At 73.6% G+C, this 22,323-nt stretch carries 20 protein-coding genes; 10 read left to right on the forward strand and 10 right to left on the reverse strand.

Translation table 11 applies throughout. The features are described 5' to 3' along the window. Positions 1 to 35: 35 nt before the first annotated feature. Positions 36 to 857, reverse strand: a complete 822-nt coding sequence (locus D0D28_RS22250) for a class I SAM-dependent methyltransferase (protein ID WP_116112002.1) — start codon at positions 855 to 857, stop codon at positions 36 to 38. 47 nt (positions 858 to 904) lie between these two features. Here D0D28_RS22250 and D0D28_RS22255 point away from each other — a divergent pair, with 47 nt between their 5' ends. Next, on the forward strand, positions 905 to 1,414 hold the full coding sequence (locus tag D0D28_RS22255) for a CGNR zinc finger domain-containing protein (RefSeq protein ID WP_116112005.1): 510 nt from the start codon (positions 905 to 907) through the stop codon (positions 1,412 to 1,414). Between the two features lie 22 nt (positions 1,415 to 1,436). Here D0D28_RS22255 and D0D28_RS22260 read toward each other — a convergent pair whose 3' ends face one another. Next, positions 1,437 to 2,279, reverse strand: coding sequence for an LLM class F420-dependent oxidoreductase (locus D0D28_RS22260; RefSeq protein WP_116112007.1), 843 nt, complete (start codon positions 2,277 to 2,279; stop codon positions 1,437 to 1,439). 83 nt (positions 2,280 to 2,362) lie between these two features. Next, a complete protein-coding gene (locus tag D0D28_RS22265) occupies positions 2,363 to 2,965 on the reverse strand; it encodes an HAD-IA family hydrolase (protein ID WP_116112010.1) in 603 nt (200 codons plus the stop codon). Between the two features lie 45 nt (positions 2,966 to 3,010). Between D0D28_RS22265 and D0D28_RS22270 the strand changes: the two genes are divergently transcribed. Both D0D28_RS22270 and rraA read left to right on the forward strand, forming a co-directional pair. After that, positions 3,011 to 3,310, forward strand: a complete 300-nt coding sequence (locus D0D28_RS22270; RefSeq protein ID WP_116112013.1) for an ArsR/SmtB family transcription factor — start codon at positions 3,011 to 3,013, stop codon at positions 3,308 to 3,310. After that, positions 3,307 to 3,777 (forward strand): ribonuclease E activity regulator RraA, encoded by a 471-nt coding sequence (gene rraA / locus D0D28_RS22275; RefSeq protein ID WP_094008471.1) that lies wholly within the window; start codon positions 3,307 to 3,309, stop codon positions 3,775 to 3,777. Before D0D28_RS22270 ends, rraA begins: the two co-directional genes overlap by 4 nt. 602 nt (positions 3,778 to 4,379) lie before the next feature. On the opposite strand, the gene D0D28_RS22280 is transcribed toward rraA, so the two are convergent. The 4 genes from D0D28_RS22280 to D0D28_RS22300 form a co-directional block, all read right to left on the reverse strand. Further along, positions 4,380 to 5,192, reverse strand: coding sequence for an FAD binding domain-containing protein (locus tag D0D28_RS22280; RefSeq protein ID WP_116112015.1), 813 nt, complete (start codon positions 5,190 to 5,192; stop codon positions 4,380 to 4,382). After that, positions 5,189 to 5,659 carry a (2Fe-2S)-binding protein gene (locus D0D28_RS22285; protein ID WP_094008465.1) on the reverse strand — a complete coding sequence of 157 codons (471 nt, stop codon included), beginning with the start codon at positions 5,657 to 5,659 and terminating at the stop codon, positions 5,189 to 5,191. Before D0D28_RS22285 ends, D0D28_RS22280 begins: the two co-directional genes overlap by 4 nt. Before the next feature lies 1 nt (position 5,660). Beyond that, positions 5,661 to 7,901, reverse strand: a complete 2,241-nt coding sequence (locus D0D28_RS22290) for a xanthine dehydrogenase family protein molybdopterin-binding subunit (protein ID WP_116112017.1) — start codon at positions 7,899 to 7,901, stop codon at positions 5,661 to 5,663. A gap of 365 nt (positions 7,902 to 8,266) precedes the next feature. Further along, positions 8,267 to 9,223: a helix-turn-helix domain-containing protein gene (locus D0D28_RS22300; RefSeq protein WP_116112019.1), complete on the reverse strand. Its 957-nt coding sequence runs from the start codon at positions 9,221 to 9,223 to the stop codon at positions 8,267 to 8,269. Between the two features lie 118 nt (positions 9,224 to 9,341). Between D0D28_RS22300 and D0D28_RS22305 the strand changes: the two genes are divergently transcribed. From D0D28_RS22305 to D0D28_RS22315, 3 genes are read left to right on the forward strand one after another with little or no spacing between them, the layout of a single operon-like run. Then, positions 9,342 to 10,295, forward strand: a complete 954-nt coding sequence (locus D0D28_RS22305) for a VOC family protein (RefSeq protein ID WP_116112022.1) — start codon at positions 9,342 to 9,344, stop codon at positions 10,293 to 10,295. A 1-nt stretch (position 10,296) separates the two neighbouring features. Beyond that, the gene (locus D0D28_RS22310) at positions 10,297 to 11,277 is read left to right on the forward strand and encodes an alpha/beta fold hydrolase (RefSeq protein ID WP_240323310.1); all 981 of its coding nucleotides are present in this window, start codon (positions 10,297 to 10,299) and stop codon (positions 11,275 to 11,277) included. Then, positions 11,274 to 12,443, forward strand: coding sequence for an acyl-CoA dehydrogenase (locus D0D28_RS22315; protein WP_116112025.1), 1,170 nt, complete (start codon positions 11,274 to 11,276; stop codon positions 12,441 to 12,443). The genes D0D28_RS22310 and D0D28_RS22315 overlap by 4 nt, the downstream gene beginning before the upstream one ends. A 787-nt stretch (positions 12,444 to 13,230) precedes the next feature. On the opposite strand, the gene D0D28_RS22320 is transcribed toward D0D28_RS22315, so the two are convergent. Beyond that, on the reverse strand, positions 13,231 to 13,995 hold the full coding sequence (locus D0D28_RS22320) for a metallophosphoesterase (RefSeq protein WP_116112027.1): 765 nt from the start codon (positions 13,993 to 13,995) through the stop codon (positions 13,231 to 13,233). A gap of 99 nt (positions 13,996 to 14,094) precedes the next feature. Between D0D28_RS22320 and D0D28_RS22325 the strand changes: the two genes are divergently transcribed. The 4 genes from D0D28_RS22325 to D0D28_RS22340 all read left to right on the forward strand — a co-directional run bounded on the left by D0D28_RS22325 (position 14,095) and on the right by D0D28_RS22340 (position 18,401). Then, a complete protein-coding gene (locus tag D0D28_RS22325; protein WP_116112030.1) occupies positions 14,095 to 14,616 on the forward strand; it encodes a SigE family RNA polymerase sigma factor in 522 nt (173 codons plus the stop codon). Then, a complete protein-coding gene (locus D0D28_RS22330) occupies positions 14,613 to 15,650 on the forward strand; it encodes an LCP family protein (RefSeq protein WP_116112033.1) in 1,038 nt (345 codons plus the stop codon). The genes D0D28_RS22325 and D0D28_RS22330 overlap by 4 nt, the downstream gene beginning before the upstream one ends. A gap of 82 nt (positions 15,651 to 15,732) precedes the next feature. Then, positions 15,733 to 17,883 carry an ATP-binding SpoIIE family protein phosphatase gene (locus tag D0D28_RS22335; protein WP_116112035.1) on the forward strand — a complete coding sequence of 717 codons (2,151 nt, stop codon included), beginning with the start codon at positions 15,733 to 15,735 and terminating at the stop codon, positions 17,881 to 17,883. A gap of 80 nt (positions 17,884 to 17,963) precedes the next feature. Then, a complete protein-coding gene (locus tag D0D28_RS22340; protein ID WP_116112038.1) occupies positions 17,964 to 18,401 on the forward strand; it encodes an ATP-binding protein in 438 nt (145 codons plus the stop codon). Between the two features lie 839 nt (positions 18,402 to 19,240). Here the strand turns inward: D0D28_RS22340 and D0D28_RS22345 are convergent. Both D0D28_RS22345 and D0D28_RS22350 read right to left on the reverse strand, forming a co-directional pair. Beyond that, complete coding sequence (locus tag D0D28_RS22345; RefSeq protein ID WP_116112040.1) at positions 19,241 to 20,665, reverse strand: ATP-binding protein; 1,425 nt, start codon at positions 20,663 to 20,665, stop codon at positions 19,241 to 19,243. After that, a complete protein-coding gene (locus tag D0D28_RS22350; protein ID WP_116112043.1) occupies positions 20,662 to 22,320 on the reverse strand; it encodes an FAD-dependent oxidoreductase in 1,659 nt (552 codons plus the stop codon). Before D0D28_RS22350 ends, D0D28_RS22345 begins: the two co-directional genes overlap by 4 nt. Positions 22,321 to 22,323: the final 3 nt, after the last annotated feature.

Raw genomic sequence — 22,323 nt, forward strand, 5'->3', positions numbered from 1 at the left:
GACGAATCCCACTCCTCCACTGTGGATCCGGCGGACTACGGCTTGCGGGCGGTGACGAGCCAGGTGGCCGCGCCCAGCATCACCCCGTCGGGGGTCTGGTGCGGCTGGAGTGCTTCGGTGAGCGCGGCGACCGCCCGCTCGACGGTTTCCGCCGGATAGCGCTCGAAGATCGCCTTCACCATCGCGCCGCGGCTCAGGAAGCCGGCCGCCTCACGCGCGTCGGCGCCGATCCGGACGGGTTCCCGGACGGCGTCCACCGCGATGCCGGTCAGTCCCGCGCCGTTCAGCAGTTCGCGCAGGTAATCCGGCTGGGCGAAGGAGAACGGGCCGGGGCCGGGCGGGGCGGCGTCGCTGGTGTCGACGTACGGGGCGATGGCGTCCAGCGTCAGCGCCCGGTGCTCGTTCTCCCGCAGGTCCTGCCAGCACAGGAACGCCAGCCGGCCGCCGGGCCGCAGCATGCGGGTGACGTTGGTGAAGGCGGCGAGCGGGTTGTCGAAGAACATCACGCCGAACCGGCTGAGCGCGAGGTCGAAGGTGCCCGCGCCGAAGTCGTGGACCTGCACGTCGGCCTGCTCGAACCGCACCCCGTCGAGACCGGCGGCGCGCTCCCGGGCCACGGCGAGCATCGGGCCGGACAGGTCCGCGCCCAGCACCGTCGCGCCCTGCTCGGCGGCCAGCAGCGTGGTGGTGCCGCAGCCGCAGCCGATGTCGAGGACCCGCTCCCCGGGCTCGGTGCGGGCCGCGCCGAGCAGGTGCGGCGTGAGCCGGGCCAGCATGGCGTCGTAGTGCTCGGCGTGGTCGGCCCAGTAGCGGCCGATGTCGCCGTTCCAGTCGCGTGCCTCGTCTTCGTTGGCCATGCGGTCACGTTAGCCGCGTCGCCGCGCCGGTGGCGTAACCTGCGGCCATGTCCCACTCGCGCCCCGCCGCGCCGGAGGAGCTGCGGCCGCTCGAGGTGTTCGGCAACTCGGCGCGGTTCCTCTACGACGAGGACCACTTCCGCGCGCCCGAGCCGGCCGCGAGCTGGCTGGCCGAGCACGAACTGGGCTCGTTCCCCCTGGACACGCGCGGGCTGGAGCGGCTGGTGCGCTTCCGCGAGACGCTGCGCGACCACCTGGACGGGGTGGACGTGTCGGCCGCGCTGAACGAGTTCGCGGCGTCGGCGGTGGCCGGTCCCCGCTGGCCGGGCCCCGCGCTGGCCGCGGCGGGCGAGGGTGTGGACGGCCTGATCGCGCGGCTGCTGGAGGTGCTGTTCCGCGCCGAGGTGACGGGCCAGGCGCGGCGGCTGAAGCCGTGCCGGGCGCCGGAGTGCCGCTGGCTGTTCTACGACCGCTCCCCGGCCGGGAACAGCGTGTGGTGCAGCATGGACCTCTGCGGGGCGCGGCACAAGATGCGGGCGTACCGCTCGCGCCGCTGAGCAGTGCCCCAGCCGGGTGGCCTCAGCCCAGCCGCAGGCGCTCCCCCAGCCTCGTGATGTAGCCGGCCACCTCGTCGGCGTCCCGGTCCGGCAGGCCGAACAGCACCTCGGTCACCCCGAGCGACCTCCAGTGCGCCAGCAGCTCCTCGTCCGGGCGTCCGGCGAGCGCGATCACCCTCGGCTGCCCCTCCCGGCCGGCGTCCTGCCAGATCTTGCGCAGCAGGCGCACCTTGTCGTCCAGGTGGTGGTCCCGCGGCGTGGTCAGCCAGCCGTCGGCGGAGCGCGCGATCCACGCGAACGTCCGCTCCGTGCCGCCCGCCCCGATCACCACCGGCACGTCCCCCACCGGCTTCGGCCACGCCCACGACGGGCCGAACCGCACGTGCGCACCCTCGTACGACGCCTCCTCGGCGGTCCACAGCGCCCGCATCGCCTCCAGGTACTCGCGCAGCACCGTCCGCCGCTGCCCGGCCGGGACGCCGTGGTCGGTCAGCTCGTCGGCGTTCCACCCGAACCCCGCCCCGAGCACGACCCGGCCGCCGGACAGGTGGTCGAGCGAGGCGATCGTCTTGGCCAGGGTGATCGGGTCGTGCTCGGCGGGCAGCGCGACCGCCGTCGACAGGGTGATCCGCCGCGTCACCGAGGCCGCCGTGGCCAGGGCGACCCACGGGTCGAGCGTGCGCAGGTACCGGTCGTCGGGCAGCTCGGCGGTGCCGGTGCCCGGATGCGCCGCCTCCCGGCGGACCGGGATGTGCGTGTGCTCCGGCACCGCGAACGAGTCGAACCCGGCGTCCTCCGCCACCCGCGCCGCGTCGGCGGGCGCGATCCCGCGGTCACTGGTGAACAGCACGACCCCACACCGCACGGCGGCCTCCCGTCTCCGACGACTAGAACGTGTTCTAGTAAATCACGCCGGCGGAAGCCGGTGCACGGCCCGAGGCGTGACCGTCACGCGGTGCGCAGCGAGCGGGCCCACTCGGCGAGGTCGGTGACCGTCCACTCCGGACTCGGGTGGGCCGGGCGCGGGCGGCGGCCGTCGCGGGTGACGAAGGCCGTGCGCAGCCCGGCGGCCTGGGCGCCGGCGATGTCCCAGTCGTGCGCGGCGACCATGACCGGCGGCTCGCCGTCGTGCTCGACCAGCGCGTAGGCGGCCGGTGACGGCTTGAGCGCGCCGGCCGCTTCGGCCGAGTAGAGCGCATCGAAGCCCAGGTCCGCCAGCTGCGCCTCGATCACCGCCTGCGGCGAGTTGCCGAGCGCCACCAGCCGGTGCCCCTGGTCGCGCAGCTCGTCCAGGGCCGGGACGACGTCCGGGTGCGGCGGCAGCGACCGCAGGGTCTCGGCGAGCTTCGGCACGTCCACCTCGGGCGTGATCGTGCGCGCACAGGCTCCGGCCAGCTGCGCGAAGTCCTGGTACCGGTCGCTCGCGGTGACCACCAGCGCGGTGTGGATGAGCAGGTCGAACCACCGTGTGCGGGCCTCGGTGCCACCGAGGACGTCGTCCAGCGGCGCGAGGTCGAGCAGCGTTTCGTTGATGTCGAAGACCAGCAGCATCCCGGCAAGGTACTATCACCTTCGTACCTAGGACAAGGGGACGCGATGGACCTCGATCTCGGCACCGTGCTGTCGGCCCTGGCCGATCGGCACCGGCGCGGGGTGGTCGTCGACCTGCTGGACCGGCCGGACGGCGAGCACGCGTGCGCCTCGTTCGAGCTGCCGGTCGCCAAATCGACCCGTACCCACCACTGGCGGGTGCTGCGGCAGGCCGGGCTGATCCACCAGCGCGACGCCGGCAACGGCAGCTTCGTGCGGCTGCGCCGGAACGAGATCAGCGCGCGCTTCCCGGGCCTGCTGGACTCGATCCGGCACGCCCACCACGACGAAAGGCGATCCGAGTGACCTTCTCCACCGCCGACCTGGTCGACGAGCACGGCGACGAGCTCCGGGTGTGCGACACGCAGTTCCGCCAGTTCGGCGGGCGGCGGGTGTTCTCCGGGCGGGTCCGGACCGTGTCGTGCCACCAGGACAACGGCCTGGTCAAGCAGCTGCTCGCCACGCCGGGCGAGGACGCGGTGCTGGTGGTCGACGGCCGCGGTTCGCTGCACACCGCGCTGACCGGTGATCTGATCGCGGGGTCGGCGGTGGAGAACGGCTGGGCCGGGCTGGTGATCAACGGAGCGGTGCGGGACAGCGCGGTGCTGGCCGGGCTGCCGATCGGGATCAAGGCGCTGGGGACGAACCCGCGCAAGAGCAGCAAGGCGGGCCACGGCGCGGTGGACGTCCCGGTCGGCTTCGGCGGGGTGACGTTCCACCCGGGAGACCTGCTCTACTCCGATGATGACGGCATCGTCCTGCTGACGAGCTAGCCGCGGCCCGCGGGCGGGTGGGCTGCGCAGCGGATGACCGCAGCGCGGACCGACCGCGACGCGGCGCCCCGCGAAGCGGGGGTTGGCCACGCAGCGGCAACCCGCGAAGCGGCGGTTGGCCGCCCAGCGGCAACCCGCGAAGCGGCGGTTGGCCGCGCAGCGGCAACCCGCGAAGCGGCGGTTGGCCGCGCAGCGGCAACCCGCGAAGCGGCGGTTGGCCGCGCAGCGGCAACCCGCGAAGCGGCGGTTGGCCGCGCAGCGGCAACCCGCGAAGCGGCGGTTGGCCGCGCAGCGGTTGGCCGCGCAGCGGCAACCCGCGAAGCGGGGTGGGTTGCGAAGCGGACGGCCGCAGCGAGCCGACTGCGGCACAGCGCCCCGCAGGGCGGGCGAACCGTCGCCCACGGGGCGGGCGGGCCTACCCCAGCTCACCGGCCGCGCAGCCTGCACCACCGCCACGGCGGCGGCACGGCGGTTCGACGGCGCAGCGACGAACCGCCACCCACCGGGCGAGCCGCCTGCGGCACAGCCGCCCGTGAAGCGGGCGAACCGCCACCGGGCGGCCCGCCCCCGGGGGCGGGCCGGCAGGACCGGCCCGCCCGGGCTCAGCGTCCCGCGGCGACCAGCGCCCGCTCGGTCAGCACGCGCGCCAGGTGCTGCCGGTACTCGGCCGTCGCGTGGGGCTCGTCGGCTGGGGAGGTGCCCTCCGCGGCCAGCGCGGCCGCCTCGGCGGCCGACGCGCCACCCGCCAAGGCCGCCTCGGTCGCCGTGGCGCGCAACGGCGTGCCGCCCATGTTGATCAGCGACACCGCGCCCCCGGCGACCACCACCCCGACGATCGCCCAGTCGATCGAGCGCCGCGTGAACTTCTCGAACGCCCAGCCGGCGCCGTCCTGCACCGGGATCCGCACCTCGGTCAGCAGCTCCTCCGGCGCGAGCGGCGTCTCGAACGGCCCCTGGAAGAACTCGGCCGCGGGAATCCGCCGCTCACCGTCCGGGCCGCGCGCCACCATCACCCCGTCCACGGCCAGGATCGCCGCGGGCAGGTCGGCCGCCGGGTCGGCGTGCACCAGCGAACCGCCGATCGTGCCGCGGTGGCGGACCTGCTGGTCCCCCACCTCGCCCGCGACGTGCGCGAGCAGCGGCGCGTGCTCGGCCAGCACCGGGTCGTGGTGCAGGTCGTGGTAGCGCGTCATGGCCCCGACCGCGATCTCGCCGCCCTCGGCGCGCACGTACCGCAGCTCGTCCAGCGGGCCGATGTCGATGACGACCTCCGGCGCGGCGAAGCGCAGTTTCATCAGCGGCAGCAGGGACTGCCCGCCGGCCAGCAGCTTGGCGTCGTCCCCGTGCTCGGCGACCGCGGCCAGCGCTTCGTCCACAGAGGACACCCGCCGGTAGGTGAACTGCACCGGGATCACCGCTGGACCTCCTGCCCGGACGCGTTCATCACGGCGTTGACGATGTTGTGGTAACCCGTGCAGCGGCACAGGTTCCCCTCCAGGCCCTCGCGCACCTCCTGGCGCGTGGGCTTCGGGTTGTGCTCCAGCAGCGACACCGACGCCATGATCATCCCCGGGGTGCAGAACCCGCACTGCAGGCCGTGCTCCTCGCGGAACGCGCGCTGCACCGGGTGCAGGTCGCCGCCCTCGCCGCCCAGACCCTCCAGCGTGGTGACCGAGTGCCCGTCGGCCTGCGCGGCCAGCACCGTGCACGACTTCACGGACTCGCCGTCGAGCAGGACCGTGCAGGCGCCGCAGGACGTGGTGTCGCACCCGATGTTCGTCGCCGTCAGCCCGGCCTGCTCCCGCACGAAGTGGACCAGCAGGGTGCGGTCCTCGACCTCCTCGGAGACCGTCGTGCCGTTGATCTCGATCGAGACCTTCACTTCAGTTCGCCTTCCTCGCGTCGGTGAGAGCCTGCCAGACCCGCAGCGGGGTGGTGGGCATGTCGAGATGACGCACGCCCAGGTGGGACAGCGCGTCGACGACCGCGTTGTGCACCGCGGGCGTCGCGCCGATCGTCGCCGCCTCGCCGATTCCCTTGACCCCCAGCAGGTTCCGGGTCGTCGGGGTCTCGGAGTCGACCAGCTCGAAGTCGGGCAGCTCGGTCGCGGTGATGAACGAGTAGTCGGCCAGGGTGGCGGTGGTCGGGTTGCCGTCGGCGTCGTAGTTCATGACCTCCAGCAGCGCCTGGGCGGCGCCCTGGCCGAGCCCGCCGTGCCGCTGGCCCTGGAAGGCGAGCGGGTTGACGATCGGGCCGGCGTCGTCGCACGCGATGATCCGCCTCAGCTCGACCTTCCCGGTGAGCGTGTCCACCTCGACGACCGCGAGGTGCGCGCCGAACGGGAACGTCGGCTGGCCGTCGCCGAACCACACGTCGGCGGTCAGGTCGGCCTGCTCGGCGACCTGCGCCCAGGTGACCGAACCGCTCGCGGGCGCGCCGCGCACCTGGAAGGCGCCGTCGGCGAGTTCGATGTCGTCGGGGCTGGCCTCCAGCCGGTCGGCGGCGAGCGCGCGGGCCTGCTCGATGACCTGGTCGGCGGCCTGGCGCAGCGCGGAACCGCCCAGCTGCAGCGATCGCGACCCGAAGGTGCCGATCGCCCTGGGCACCTCGTCGGTGTCGCCGTGCCGGATGCTGATCTTCTCGATCGACACGCCGAGCTGGTCGGACAGCAGCATCGCCAGCGTGGTGTCCAGGCCCTGGCCGTGCGGGGAGGCGCCGGTCCACGCGGTGACCGTGCCGTCCGGGTTGATGTGCACCTTGCCCGCCTCGCCGGCGCGGTCGTTGCCGGTCACCTCGACGTAGGCGGACAGGCCGAGGCCGAGCACCACCGGGTCGCCGGCCTCGCGGCGGCGGGCCTGCTCGGCGCGCAGCTGCTCGTACCCGCCGGCCTCCAGCACCTGGTCCAGGACCTTCGCGTACTCGCCGGTGTCGTAGTTCGCGCCGGTCGGCGACTGGTACGGGAACTCGTCCGGGCGGATGAAGTTCACCCGGCGCACCTGCGCCGGGTCCATGCCGATCTCCGCGGCGAACAGGTCCATCGCGCGCTCGATGGCGGCCGCCGCCTCGGGCCGCCCGGCGCCCCGGTACGCGGCGATCGGCGTGGTGTTGGTGACGACGGCTTTGCTGCTCGTCTCCACCTTCGGGAAGTGGTAGACGCCGGTGGCCATCAGCTCGGCCAGCGTCGGCAGGAACATCGTGCGCGGGTAGGCGCCGGCGTCCTGCACCACCTCCAGCCGGAACGCGAGCACGGTGCCGTCGCGGCGGCCGCCGATGGTCACGGTGTTCTGCTGCGCGCGGCCGTGCGTCATCGCGACCAGGTTCTCGCTGCGGGTCTCCACCCAGCGGATCGGCCTGCCGGACCGCTTGGACGCCCAGCCCAGCACCACCGACTCCGGATCGGTGCCGATCTTCGCGCCGAAGCCGCCGCCGACGTCCGGGGTGATGACGCGGACGTCGGCGGACTCGACCCCGAGCCCCTTCGCCACCACGGACCGGGAGATCTGCGCGTTCTGGGTGGACAGCCACAGCGTCAGCCGGCCGTCCTCGCCCCACGCGCAGGCCGCGCCGCGCACCTCCAGCGGCGCCGGGGCGACGCGCTGGTTGAGGATCGTCTCCGTGACCACGACCTCGCAGTCGTCGAACGCCTTGTCGTCGAACTCGCCGCCGGTGGTCTGCAGCAGGTTCGTGCCCTGGTCCGGAAACAGCACGGTCTCGTCGCTCAGCGCGCTGTCGATGCTCGCCACCACGTCGAGCGGGTCGTAGTCGACGTCCACCAGTTCGGCGGCGTCGGCGAGCTGGTAGCGCTCCTCGGTCAGCACGAGCGCGACGGGCTCCCCGACGTAGCGGACCACGCCGTCGGCGAGCCACGGTTCCACGACCGGCCCGGCCTTGTGCGGGGCGAGATCGAGGTCCGCGGCCGTGTAGACCGCGACGACCCCGGGCGCCTCCAGCGCGGCCGAGGTGTCGATCGAGGTGATGCGCGCGTGCGCGATCGGGCTGCGCACGAACACCGCGTGCACCGCGCCCGTCAGCGCCTCCACCCGCAGATCCTCGACGTAGGTCCCGCCCTGCGTGATCAGCTGCTGGTCCTCGATCCGGACCACCCTGGTGCCGACGATGCTCAAACTGGCCTCCCACTACGGATACGTCGCGATCATGCCCGCTGACGCGGCGGAAGTCACCCTCGGGTTCGCCCGGCGGAAGAAGTCGCTGGCAGGATCTTGGCGAACCTCTGCGGTTCTGCCACTCGTGCCGGCGGGCCTACCGGAGCACGCTCCAGGCATGCGGATGCTGAGCCGAATCCTCACCGGGCTCCGTGAGTTCGCCGCCACGCAGGCCGAGCTCGCCGAGCGCCGCAACCTGCTCGACCGGCCGTGGGAAGAGGAGTTCCTGCACTGGACCGCCGGCGGCGAGCTGCACGGAAAAGTCGTGCCACCGCGCGGACGCCACAGCACGACGCGGTCCGGCTGGTGCCCCGGGCACCAGCGCGCTAACGCAGATCCGCCAGGGATTCCGCGCGGAACTCGACGGGGGTGCGGCCCGTCGCGCGCTTGAAGACCTGGCCGAAGTGGGACGCGCCGCGGAACCCCCAGCGCGCGGCGATCGCGGCGACCGGCACCGTGGCCAGCCGCGGGTCGGCCAGGTCGCGCCGGCAGCCCTCGACGCGCCGGGCGCGGATCCACGACGAGACCGTGGAACCGGTTCCCGCGAACAGGTTGTGCAGGTGCCGGGGCGAGATGTAGTGCGCGGCGGCGACCGCGGCCGGGCCCAGGTCCGGATCCCCCAGGTGCTCCTCGATCCACTCGCGCACGTGCGCCAGCAACACCTCGCGACGGCCGGGCAGCGTGCGCGTGCCGTGCAGCATCACCGTCACCAGGTCCATCACCGTGCGCACCGCGCGGGGGCCGTGCGGGCCCAGTGATGCCACGTTCCGGTTGAGGCTGAGCAGCATGCCCCACACGGTGGACGGCAGCCCGGGTTCACACTCGAAGGCGGTCGCGGTGATCCCGGGCGGCGGCGCGGGCAGGTACCGCTTGGGGAACCGGATGCACGTGGAGCGGTAGTCGTCGCTGGAGACGATCGTCGCCGGTCGCGCCGAGTCGTAGAGGGCGAAGTGGCCCGGTTCCAGGACCGTGACGCGCCCGTCCTGCGCCAGCCACAGCTTCCCGGACAGCTGCAGGGTCATCACGTAGAAGTCCGGCTCGTCCGGGGAGATCGTGGCCGCGTCGCGGTAGGCGGCGTGCCGTCCGCTCTCCATGTCGACGAAGTTGACGTCGGCGAGCGGGCGGTTGCTGACGATCCCGGCGAACGCGCGCGGCCGCTCGCAGTCGAAGCGGAACCGCAGCACGCTGCGCTGCACGGCGTGCGTCCACGAGCCGAACTCGACCTTCGGCCCGGAGGCCGCGGGCGCCACGGCCACCACGTCCGCGAGTGACGTCATCGTCATCCCCACCGGTTGTGCGCGCATTCGACAGCGGCGTGCGCTCATCGCTCACGACGGGCGCCGTCCGCCGAATCTACCGTGCGGAGACCACCGCGGAAAACCTCAGTGTGGAGGCGTTTTCATGGCGTTCGTCGAAGGTTCCCACCACGTCACGCTGTCCGTCGCGGGCGCGCAGGAGGACGTGGACTTCCACGTCAAGGTGCTGGGCATGCGCCTGATCAAGCGCACGGTCCTGTTCGACGGCTCGCTGCCGATCTACCACCTGTACTACGCCAACGCGGCCGGTGATCCCTCCAGCGTCGTCACCACGTTCCCCTGGGCGCAGGCCGGTTTCCGCGGCAAACGCGGCACGAACCAGGCGCGCGAGGTGCTGCTGTCGGTGCCGCACGACTCGCTGGACTACTGGCACCGGCGCCTGACCGAGCACGACGTCGAGGTGAGCGACGTCGAGGTGTTCGGGCAGCGGCGGCTGGCGTTCCGGCACCCGTCGGGCATCGAGTACTTCTTCGTGGGCAACACCGGCGACGACCGGGTCGGGCACGCGGGGTACGGCGTGCCGCCGGAGTGCGCGATCCACGGCATCCACGGCGTCGGCGTCCACGTCGCGACGCCGGACCGCATGGTGGAGTTCGCCCAGGAGTCGTTCTTCGCCCAGGGCCGTCTCGCCGAGGAGGGCGACCGGGCCGCGCTGCGGATCGGCGACGCCAAGCACGGCAACCACCTCGAGCTGGTCGTGAACCGCACCGACGAGCAGGGCACCTGGGGCTACGGCGCGGGCACCTACCACCACTTCGCCTGGAACGTGGGCAACCTGCGCAACCAGGACGAGGTCAAGTTCGACATCGAGGGCCGCGGCTACACCGACATCTCCGAGCTGAAGGACCGCAAGTACTTCAAGAGCGTCTACGTCCGCACCCCGGGCGGCGCGTTGTTCGAGCTGGCGGTGACGCATCCGGAAGGCGGCTGGACGTGCGACGAGTCGCCGCGGGAACTCGGCACGCGCTTCCAGCTGCCGGAGCAGTTCGAGCACCGCCGCGAGGAGATCTTGGCCCGGCTCGAACCGATCGAGATCTGAGATGGCGGCACCACACGTGACGGGTGGCCACGAGGTCACCGTGCGGCGGGGGCAGTTCTGGGTTCCGGGCGAACGGGTGAACACGAGCGGCGGGACCGTGCAGCGGGCGCCGATGTTCGTGCAGTGGGAGGCGCCGCCGGAGGTGTCCCGGCCGTTCCCGCTGGTGCTGGTGCACGGCGGCGGCGGTCAGGGCACCGACTGGACCGGCACCCCGGACGGGCGGCCGGGCTGGGCGACGCGGTTCGTCGAGGCCGGGTTCGCGGTGTACGTGGTGGACCGGTGCGGGCACGGGCGTTCGCCGTACCACCCGGACGTCGTGGCGCCGATGGGCGCGCCGTTCCCGTACGAGGCGGCGCGGGCGTTGTTCCTGCCCGCGGACCGGCGCGGCGAGCAGGTCCAGTGGACCTACGGCGAGGCGGAGGTCGACCAGCTGCTGTGCCCGATGGGCCCGCTGCCGGCGGATCTCGCGGAGTCGCAGCGGATGGACGCCGACCGGCTGGGCCGGTTGCTGGACGTCACCGGCCCCGCGGTGCTGGTGACCCACTCCGCGGGCGGCCCGGTGGGGTGGCTCGCGGCGGACGCGCGGCCGGATCTGGTGGTGGCGATCGTGGCGGTCGAACCGGCCGGGCCGGCGTTCGCCTCGATTCCCGGGATGGGGTCGCTGGACTGGGGGCTGACCGCGGCGCCGATCACCTACGCGCCGCCGGTCACCGCGGCGGCCGAGGTGCGCGCCGGGATGCGGATCCCGGCGCTGGACGGTAAACCGGTCGTGGTCGTGACCGGCGGCGCGTCGGCGTTCGCGGATTTCGCGCCACAGGTGGTGGATTTCCTGCGCGGCGCGGGCGCCGATGCGGTGCGGCTGCACCTGCCCGACCACGGCGTCAAGGGCAACGGGCACGGGCTGATCTTCGAAGCCAACTCGGACGAGACGGTGCGGCCGGTCATCGACTGGATCCGCGGACTGGAGGGGACGGACGCATGAGCCTGCACGTCAGCGACGAGTTCGACGGGTTGATGGCGCGCCTGGACGAGGCCGCGCCGGTGCTCGCCGCGAACGCCGAGAAGGGCGAGGAACTGGGGCGGCTCACCGACGAGGTCGCGCAGGTGCTGCACGAGACGGGCGCGCTGAAGATCGGGATCCCGCGGGACCTGGGCGGGTACGAGTTCTCGCCGCGGCAGGTCATCGGGACGATCGCGAAGATCGCCTACTCGGACGCGTCGGCCGGGTGGTCGTTCATGGCGTTGCAGATGGTCACCGGCACCACGGCCGCCTACCTCGGCGAGGAGGCCGCGGCGGAGTTGTTCCCGGACGTGCGCGGCAACCGGTACGCGCTGATGGCGGGGCAGGGCACGCGGCTGGGCAAGGCGGTGCGGGCCGACGGCGGGTACGTGATCAACGGGCGGTGGAGCTTCGCGTCCGGGATCTCGATGGCCACGCACATCCACACGGCGGCGCTGTGCGAGGAGACCGGGCAGGCGCTGATCTTCACGTTCCCCAAGGAGCAGGCCACGCTCGCCGGCAACTGGGACGTGATGGGGCTGAAGGCGACCAGCAGCATCGACTACGTGTGCGAGGACGTGTTCGTGCCCTCGACGCACGTGTACGAGATCACCACGATGGCACCCCGCCACGGCGGCGCGATCTACCGGATGGGGCTGGCGAACATGGCCGGCGTGTGCCACACGGGGTGGGCGCTCGGGGTGGGGCGCCGGATGCTCGACGAGATGCGGGCGCTCGCCGTGCGGAAGTCCGGGACGCCGGGCGCGTCGGTGGACACCGGGCAGTTCCACGCGGAGTACGCGCAGGCGGAGGCGGCGGTGCGCGCGGCGCGGGCGTGGGCGATGGAGGTGTGGGAGGCCAACGAGGCGACCCTGGACGGTGGCTCGCTGCTGACCACGGAGCAGGAGACGCTGACCCGGCTGATGCTGAACCACACGACGTGGTCGGTGCACGCGGCGGGCCAGACGGTCTACAAGTGGGCGGCCACGGCGGCACTCCGGCGGGGCGACCTGCAGCGGTTCTTCCGGGACCTCCACGCGGGGACGCAGCACATCACGTCGGGGCCGGTGGTGCTGCAGAACTGCGGCCGCCTGCTGGCCGGCCTGGCGCCGGAGGCGCACTGGGAGTTCCTGGAGCTGACGGACTGACGGCGGCGAGCACGCCGCGCCGGTCGGCGCGACGTGACGAACGGCAAGACGGCGCCCCGGCCGCTGCGCGCGCTGCGCGCGCCCGCGCGCCGCAGGGCGGGCACGCGACGGACGGTGGGATGGCCGCTCCCCGCGGCGTGTCGGTCACGCCCGCCACCGCCAGCCCCTCCGGCAGCGGCGCTGGCCGGCGGCGCGTCAGCCACGCGGCGGATTTTCGCCGGGTCGGGGCAGCGCATCCGCCGCTCTGGCGGCGCATTCGCTGCCCCCGGCAGCGCGTCAGCCACTCCGCGAGTACCACGCCCCAGCAGCGCATCGCCACCCCAGCGGCGCATTCGCCACCCCAGCGGCGCGTTCGCCACCCCAGCGGCGCGTTCGCCACCCCAGCGGCGCGTTCGCCACCCCAGCAGCGCATTCGCCACCCCAGCGGCGCATTCGCCACCCCAGCGGCGCGTTCGCCACCCCAGCGGCGCATTCGCCACCCCAGCGGCGCATTCGCCACCCCAGCGGCGCGTTCGCCACCCCAGCAGCGCATTCGCCACCCCAGCAGCGCATTCGCCACCCCAGCAGCGCATTCGCCACCCCAGCGGCGCGTTCGCCACCCCAGCGGCGCGTTCGCCACCCCGGCGGCGCGTTCGCCGCCCTGGTGGCGAATGTTCCGCCCCAGCCGCGCGTCAGCCACTCCGCCGCAGTACTCGCCACGCCGGGCGGCGCGCTCGCCCCTTCCAGCGGCGTCTCCGCCACCCCCGCGATCGTGCCGGCCACCGCGCGGCGTGTCAGCCCCCAGCCGCTACGGGCAGAGCCGGAAGTGCGTCGTCAGGCGATGCTGGTCGTCGGTCACGTGGAAGGCCAGCGCGGGCGGCCGGTCGTAGTCGAGCGGTCCGCCCTCGGCCCAGCCCGCCTCCCCGCCCGTCTCCCACGGCAGCGTCAGCGAAGACACCACCCCGGGCGCCACCACCAGCGGCCGCCCGGCGAAGGTCGTCACCGCGGGCGTGTGCGCGTGCCCGCAGAACAGCCCCACCACGTCCGGGTGCCGCGCGACCACCTCCGCCAGCCGCGCCGCCTCGTGCTGCCGGATCTCGTCCAGCAGCGGGTGGTGCAGCACCGCCGGGGGATGGTGGAACGCCACGAACGCCGGCCGCCCCGCCGCCTCCGTCAGCACCTCGTCCAGCCACGCGATCGTCTCCTCGCCCATCAGGCCCGATCCGCGGCCCGGGACGCTCGTGTCGCACAGCGCGAACACCGCCCCGGCCGCCTCCCCGGCCTGGTTGACCGGCGCGTCCGACGGCGCCTCGCCGAGCAGCACCGACCGGTAGGCGGCCCGGTCGTCGTGGTTGCCGGGGCAGTGGAACACCGGGTACGGCAGGCTCTCCAGCAGCTCCGCGACCTCGGCGTACTCGGCCGGGTCGCCGTGGTCGGCGAGGTCGCCGGTCACCAGCACCGCGTCCACCGGCACCCGCAGGTCCCGCAGGTGCCGCACCACCCGCGCGGCGCGATCGGCGTTCCGCGGGCCGCCGTCGAGGTGCAGGTCGGACAGGTGCGCGAGGACGGTCATGGCACGACCGTAACGACCTGCGAGAATTTTTCCGACCGGAGTCAACAACCGGGCGGTCCCGTCGCGTTGAAGGTCCGTCATCCGACGAAAGGACCACCGGTGCGGGACCGCTTCGACGATTTCGTGGCACAGCGCCTCGACCGCCTCCTCCGCTACGCCACGGCCCTGACCTGCGATCCCCACCTCGCGCAGGACGTCGTGCAGGAGACCCTGCTGCGCGTCCAGCACCGCTGGTCCCGCATCGCCGGGCTACGGGCGCCCGAGAGCTACGTGCGCAAGATGATCACCAACGAGTACCTGTCGTGGCGGCGGCTGAAGGCCTCCCGCAACGTCACCGCCGCGCACAGCACGCTCGACGCCCTCGGCACGCCCACCGCCGACCCCGCCGAGCACTTCGCCGAACGGGACGCCATGCGCGCCCGCATCGCCGCGCTGCCCCGCAAGCAGCGCGCCGCGATCGTGCTCCGCTTCTACGAGGACTGCACCGACGCCGAGATCGCCGAGGCCCTCGGCTGCTCGGCAGGCACCGTCCGCAGCCACATCTCCCGCGCCCTGAGCACGCTGCGCGCCGCCGAAGGCGGCCGGCCCCGGGGCCTGCCCGTGACGGAGGCGCTGTCATGACCCCCGACCCCACCGAACAGCTGATCCGCGCGGCGCTGCACGCCGAGGCCGCCCGCCGTCCGGACCCGCGCGCCGTGCTCGCCGGGCTGGCGCACGCCGAGCCGCGTCGCAACCGGACGCCGATGCTCGTCGTGGCCGCCGCGGCGGTCGTCGCGGTGGCGGTCGCCGCGATCCTAGTGCCGCGGATGCTGCAACGCGCCGAACCCGTCGTCGGCACACCGCCGGCCGCCGACCAGAACGTCCTGCTGGCCGGCCTGGACGATTACGGCATCGCCGATTCGGTCGTGCTCGGCCAGTTCCGGCGGGACGGCACGGCCGCGCTCGCCTCGATCCCCCGCGACTCGCTCGTCGACATCCCCGGTTTCGGCCGGGGCAAGCTGAGCAGCGCCTACACCCGCGGCAAGGACGCCGCCGAGCGGCAGGGCCGGAACGGGGCCGCCGCGGCCGAAGCGGGGGCGCGCACGCTCGTCGAGGCCGTGCAGCAGCTCACCGGCACCCGCATCGACCACTACGCCCTGGTCGGCATGCCCGGATTCGGTCAGCTCGCCTCCGCGCTGCAGGGCGTTCCCGTGTGCCTGCGCGCGGCCACCCACGACCCGCGAACCGGCGTGTCGTTCCCCGCCGGCGAGCAGGTCTTGGACTACTCGAGGGCACTGGACTTCCTCCGGCAGCGGGCCGGGCTGCCCAACGGCGACCTCGACCGCGTGGTCCGGCTCCAGGCCTACCTGCGCTCGGCCGCGGAGCGGATGATGACCCCGGGCGTCCTGGGCAATGCCGAGTTCGTGGCCACGCTGATCGAGACGGCGCACCGCTACACGCTGATCGACCCCGGCTGGGACCTGTTCGGCTTCGCCGCGCTGCTGCGGGACATCAACCCGGCCAACCTGCGGATGGGGACCGTGCCGATCGCCGGTACGGACCTCGGCTCGCCGGAGGCGGGCGCGGCGATCGATCTCGCGCCGGACGAGGTTCGCACGTTCGTGGCGAACCTGCCGGGCTCGGGCACGTCGGCGCCGGATTCCTGCGTGAACTGAGCACGGGAAATCGTGCGCGAACCGTGTCACGGTCGTCCGCGCGGGGTTAGGCTGGCACCCGCCGACGGGAAGGGGACGGCCGATGACCGGGCGGCGAGCCGACGACGAGGACGCGGGGCCGGGCGGTCCCGCGTCCTTCGGCCTGTCGGACACCGTCCGGGTGGCCGCGGTGCTGCGCACCGAAGCCGGGGACGCACCGGATTTCACCGCCGCCGCGCGGGCGGTGGTCCGGCGGTTGCGGGACGGGTTCACCGCCGCGGCCGAGCTGTACACAGTGGACGAAGACGGTCCGCCGGTTCTCGTCGCGGCGGCCGGGGACGCGCGGACCGGCGGCGAGCTGGCCGCGGCGATCGCGGCGCGCCCCGCCGGTGAGCGCTTCCCGGTGATCCCGCTGCCCGGCGCGCTGGCGTTCGGCGGGCCGCTGTCGCCGGGGCGGGCGTTCTGGATCGTGCTCGCGGCCTCGGCCGGGCTGCCGGCGGCAATGGCCCGCTCGATCGCGGTGAGCGTCCGCGCCGGGCTGCTGACGCACGGTCCGGCGGCGGACCGCGCGGACGCGTTGCGGGACTACGCCGAGCTGCTGGAAGACACCGCGCGGGTGCGGGGCGCGGCGCTGGAGGACGCGGCCGACCGGGCCGGGGCCGAGGCCGCGCTCGGGGAAACGCTGCGGGCGATCGGGCAGCGGCTGACCGCGCAGCTCGACATCGACACGCTCGTGCAGGACGCGACCGACGCCGCCACGCGCGGGACCGGCGCGGGGTTCGGGGCGTTCTTCTACAACCTGATCGACCAGTTCGGCGAGTCCTACACGCTCTACACGCTGTCCGGCATCCCGAAGGAGACCTTCGACGGCTTCCCCATGCCACGCAACACCGGCGTGTTCGCGCCGACGTTCAACGGCACCGGGATCGTCCGCAGCGACGACATCACCCGGGACCCGCGGTACGGGCACAACGCGCCGCACCACGGGATGCCGGAGGGGCACCTGCCGGTGCGCAGCTACCTGGCGGTCCCGGTGATCACACCGACGACGCGCGAGGTGCTCGGCGGGTTCTTCTTCGGCCACCCCGAGCCGGGGCGGTTCACCGAGCGGCACGAGCAGGTGGCCGCGGGGATCGCCGGGTACACGGCGATCGCGCTGGACAACGCGCGGATGTTCGCGCGGCACCGGTCGATGGCGACCGAGCTGGCGCACAGCATGCTGCCCGCGGTGCCGGACATCCCGGGCCTGCGGATCGTGTCGCGGTACCTGCCCGCGGCGGCCGGGGCCGAGGTCGGCGGGGACTGGTTCGACGTGATCCGGCTGCCCGGCGGCCGGACCGCGTTCGTGATCGGGGACGTCGTGGGGCGCGGGGTGCCGGCGGCGGCGGTGATGGGTCAGATGCGGACCGCGATCCGGTCCTACGCGCTGCTGGACCTGCCGCCGTCCGACGTGCTGCACAACGTGTCGCAGCTGGCGCGGACCACGCCCGGCGCGACGTTCGTCACCTGCCTGTACGCGGTGCACGATCCGATCGACGACACCCTGACCTACGCCAACGCCGGGCACCTGCCCGCGGTGCTGATCGGCGCCGACGGCGCGATGCGGCAGGTCGCGGAGGCGCTGGGCATGCCGCTGGGGGTCGGCGAGCAGTACCCGCAGGAGCAGGCGCCGTTCCCGCCCGGGATGCGGCTCGTGCTGTACACGGACGGGCTGGTGGAGAGCCGGACGCGGGAGCTGGGCGCGGGCATCGACGCGCTGCTGGCGGAGCTGGAGGCGGCGCCCGCCGAGGGTGATCTGGGCGCCGCGTGCGACGAGCTGATCGAGCGGCTGACCGGCGGACGGCACGACGACGACGTCGCCCTGCTGTACGTGGATCACCGGGGCGCGCACCGGCGGGTCGCGTCGATGACGCTGACCAGTGACGTCTCGCTGGGGTCGGTGCGGGAGTTCGTCGCCGGGCGGATGGCCGAGTGGGGGCTGGCGGAGGTGGCCGAGAGCGCGGTGAAAGTGTCGTCCGAGCTGGTGACGAACGCCACGCGGCACGCGTCGGCGCCGTTGACGCTGCGGCTGTTCCACGACGGTTCGCGGCTGACGGTGGACGTCGCGGACCGGGCCGGGGCGTTGCCGCACATCCTCGCGACCGGCGGGATCGAGCACCAGGGGCTGCGGGTGGTCGACGCGGCCGCGGCGCGGTGGGGCACGCGCACCACGCCCGACGGCAAGGTGGTGTGGGCGGAGCTGACGACCGGGTGACCCGGATCCGGCCGACACGTGTGTAATCCGTGCACGGTGGGTAATCCCGGCGGGACGAAGAACACGCCGAGGGGACTTCGATGCACGCCGGAGATCATCGCCTGCACCGACTGGTGCCGGCGCGGTCGCGCAACGCGACGACTCTGAGACAGGCCCTCACCCAGTGGGCGAACGACGTGGACCTGCCCGAAGACACCACGGACGCGATGGCGCTGGCCGCGTACGAGGCGATGATCAACGTGGTGACCCACGCGTACCCCGCCCAGGCCGACGGCCCGCTGGAGCTGTCGGCGGAGCTGCGCGGGAGCGAGGTGGACGTGACCGTGGCCGACCGGGGGCGGTGGCAGCCGCCCGCGGCGGACCCGGGGCCGCTGCACGGCCGGGGGCTGCCGCTGATCCGGGCGCTGTCCGAGCGGGCGGAGATCGCGCCGGGCCCCCAGGGCACGACGGTGCGGATGCGCTGGCCCGTCCCCGCGGCGGCGCGCCGCTACCGCCGGGAAGCCGCAGCAGCACGCTAGCCACCAGCCCGCGCTTTGCGCGGGCAGCCACCGAGCCTGGCCGATCCCCCGCGCTGGCTGACCCAGCGGGAACTGCACCGGTCCCGGGGCACCGTTCGTGAACGCTCGCCGGTACCCGCGGCGGCGCGCCGCTACCACCGGGGAGCCGTGCGGGAGCACGCCAGCCACCAGCCCGCGCTTTGCGCGGGCAGCCACCGAGCCTGGCCGATCCCCCGCGCTGGCTGACCCGGCGGAAATCGCATCGGCCCCGGGGCACCGTTCATGAACGCGCTCCGGTACCCGCGGCGGCAGGCCGCTACCACCGGGGAGCCGTGCGGGAGCACGCCAGCCACCAGCCCGCGCTTTGCGCGGGCAGCCACCGAGCCTGGCCGATCCCCCGCGCTGGCTGACCCGGCGGGAACTGCACCGGTCCCGGGGCACCGTTGGTGAACGCTCGCCGGTACCCGCGGCGGCGCGCCGCTACCACCGGGAAGCCGCGCAGGAGCACGCCAGCCACCAGCCGGCGGTCGCCAGCCGTCGGCCGCGCGGCGCAGCCGCCGAGCCCCCATACTGACCGCCCCAGAGGAGACCGCACCGGCCCCGGCGGGGGACGACCGTTCGGGAACGCTGCCCGGTGTCGGCTGCGGGAACCGTGTGGACACGGCCCCCTCCCACAGGGCACGGCCGCGGCCCAGCGGTACGACAGCCCGCAGCGCCAGCGCACGCCCCGGCACTCGTCGGCGGCCTCGCGGCCGTCGGCCTCAGGTCATCGTCCCGGGGCCCGGATGCCGCTTAGCTTGGCGAGCCGGCGAAGCCACGAGCCGGCGAAGCGGCATCCTCGGGCAAGCGCGGCGTAGCCGTCACTCCGAGGCTTGCTCCGTGATCGGCAGATACACCCGGAACCGCGTGTTGCCCGGTTCGGACTCGACCCTCAGGTCGCCTCGGTGGCGGTCCACCACGATGCGCCACGAGATGTCCAGTCCGAGGCCCGTGCCCTCCCCCACGGGCTTCGTCGTGAAGAACGGCTCGAAGATCCGCTGCTTGGTCTCCGCCGAGATGCCCGGGCCGGTGTCGCCGATCTCGACCACCACCCGGTCGCCGTCGCGGGCGGTGCGCAGCGTCAGCGTTCCCGTTCCCTCCATGGCGCTCACCGCGTTGTCGATGATGTTCGTCCACACCTGGTTCAGCTCGCCCGCGTACGCCGGCACCGTCGGCAGGTCCCGGTCGTACTCCTTGACGACCTGCACCCCGGTGCCGATCTTGCCCGCGAGCATCACCAGCGTCGAATCCAGACCGTCGTGCACGTCGATCCACTGGTGCGGCGCCCGGTCCATCTGCGAGTACTGCTTGGCCGCGCCGACCAGCGCCGAGATGCGGGTGGTCGAGTCCTCGATCTCCCCCATCAGCATCTCGGTCTCCAGCGCGTACGCCAGCCACCGCAGGGCGCCGTCCAGCAGGGCGTCGCCGACGGACTCCAGCACGTGGTCGAGGCTTTCGGCGGTCAGCCCGGCCGCGACGAAGATCGGGGCCAGGTCCCAGCCCTGCTCGATGTCGCGCTCCTCGAGCCAGTCGCCGATCTCGTCCTCGCGGTCGGCCTGCTGCATCGCGGTCAGCGGGGGCGCGTCGGCCACCTGCTTGACCAGCCGCTCCTGCACGTCCAGCAACAGCTCCAGCAGATCGGGCTCGATGTCCCGCTTCGCCAGTATCGCCAGCTTGTGCCGCATGCCGGCGACCCGCTCCCGCAGCGCCGCGGTAGCGCGCACCGCCGCGGCCGCCGGGTTGTTCAGCTCGTGGGTCAGCCCCGCCGACATCTCGCCCAGCGCGAGCAGCCGCCGCCGCTGCCCGATCAGCGCGTCGGTGTTGCGCCAGCCCAGGTACGAACCCTCCAGCAGGTGGGTCGCCATCGGGAACCAGCTGCGGAACTGGTCGGCGAACTCCTTCGCGGGCAGCGTCAGGAACGTCAGATCGGTGACCGCGTACACCGAGGCGCCGTAGCGCTGCTGGTGTTGCCCGTAGAAGAACTGCGTCGCCCCGCAGTAGGCGCCGCGCTGGTCCGAGCGGACGGTCTCCACCTCGCTGCCGCCCACCAGCCGCGTCATCCGCAGCGCGCCGGACAGCAGCACGTAGAAGCACGTCGCCGGATCACCCTCGTTGATGATCGCGGTGTCCGCCGGATAGTGCTCCAGCTTGGCGTGGTCCAGGATCCAGTCGAGCTGGGCGTCGGACAGATCGGTGAACAGGAACAGCTCGCGCAGGAACTCGCGGGTCAGCTGCGGCTCGGTCATCGTGCCTCCAGGTAGCGGTGCACGAGCGAGACGGCCATCGCGCCCTCGCCCACGGCCGAGGCGACGCGCTTGACCGACTGCGAGCGGACGTCCCCGGCCACGAACACACCCGGAATGGACGACTCCAGGTGGTACGGGTCCCGGTCGAGGGTCCACCCCGGCGGGCGTCTGCCCTCCACCACCAGATCGGCGCCCGTGCAGACGAAACCGTGCTCGTCACGCAGCACGTCGTCGCCGAGCCACTCGGTGCGCGGCGCGGCGCCGATGAACACGAACAGGTGCCCGGTGGGCACGGTCTCGGTGATGCCCTGCTCCTCGTCGCACAGGGTCAGCGCTTCGAGGTGGTCACTGCCGTGCGCGCGCAGCACGGTGGTGCGGGTGCGGACGTGGATGTTGCCGATCGCCTCGATCTGCTCGATGAGGTAGTGCGACATCGACGCCCGCAGCGACGGCCCCCGCACCAGGATCGAGACTTCCTTGGCGTAGCGGGAGAAGAACACCGCGGCCTGCCCGGCGGAGTTCGCGCCGCCGACGATGTAGACGTGCTCGCCCTCGCAGTCCGGCGCCTCGGTGGCGGCCGAGCCGTAGAACACGCCGCGCCCGGTCAGCTCGGCGACGCCCTCGGCTTCCAGCGCCCGGTAAGAGACTCCGGTGGCGAGGACGACGGCGTGCGCGGCGATCTCGCTGCCGTCCCCGAACCGGACCACGCGCGCCGAACCGCGTGCCTCCAGACCGGTCACGTCCCGCGCGGTCAGCACCTCCGCGCCGAACTTCTGGGCCTGGCGGCGGGCCCGGTCGGTCAGCTGCGCCCCGGACACGCCGTCCGGGAAGCCGAGGTAGTTCTCGATCCGGGAACTCTGCCCGGCCTGCCCGCCGGTCGCTCGGCGCTCCACCAGGACCGTGCGCAGCCCTTCGGAAGCGCCGTAGACGGCCGCGCCGAGCCCCGCGGGACCGCCGCCGATCACGATCAGGTCGTAGAACTCCGCGGCCGGCCGGGTGGACAGCCCGACGGCGTCGGCGATCTGCTCGCCGTCCGGTTTGCGCAGCACGGTGCCGTCCGGGGTGATCAGCACCGGGATGTCCGCCGCCGCGCACTCGGCGGCTTCGAGCAGGCGGCACGCCTCCGGCTCGTCGACCGAGTACCACCGGTAGGGCACCGAGTTGCGGGCGAGGAAGTCCCGCACCTTGTAGGACGGCGCGGACCAGCGGTGCCCGATCACCTTGGTCTCCTCGACCGGACGGTCACCGGCCGCGCGCCACGCGTCGACGAGCGCGTCGACCACCGGGTACAGCTTCTCCTCCGGCGGGTCCCACGGTTTGAGGAGGTAGTGGTCGACGTCGACGACGTTGATCGCCTGGATCGCCGCGTCGGTGTCGGCGTAGGCGGTCAGCAGCGCGCGCCGCGCGTACGGGAACAGGTCCATCGCCTGCTCCAGGAAGGTGATGCCGTCCATCTGCGGCATGCGGTAGTCGGCGAGGATGGCGGCGACGGCGTCCCCGCGCAGCTTGATCTCGCGCAGCGCTTCGAGCGCGTCCGCCCCGGAGGCGGCGCGCACGACGCGGTAGTCCTGGCCGTAACGACGGCGGAGGTCACGGGCGACCGACCGGGACACGGCCGGGTCGTCGTCGACGGTCATGAGGATGGGCAGGCTCACGAC

This window comes from Amycolatopsis ruanii (assembly GCF_003385175.1).
In the GTDB taxonomy this organism is placed as follows: domain Bacteria; phylum Actinomycetota; class Actinomycetes; order Mycobacteriales; family Pseudonocardiaceae; genus Amycolatopsis_E; species Amycolatopsis_E thermalba.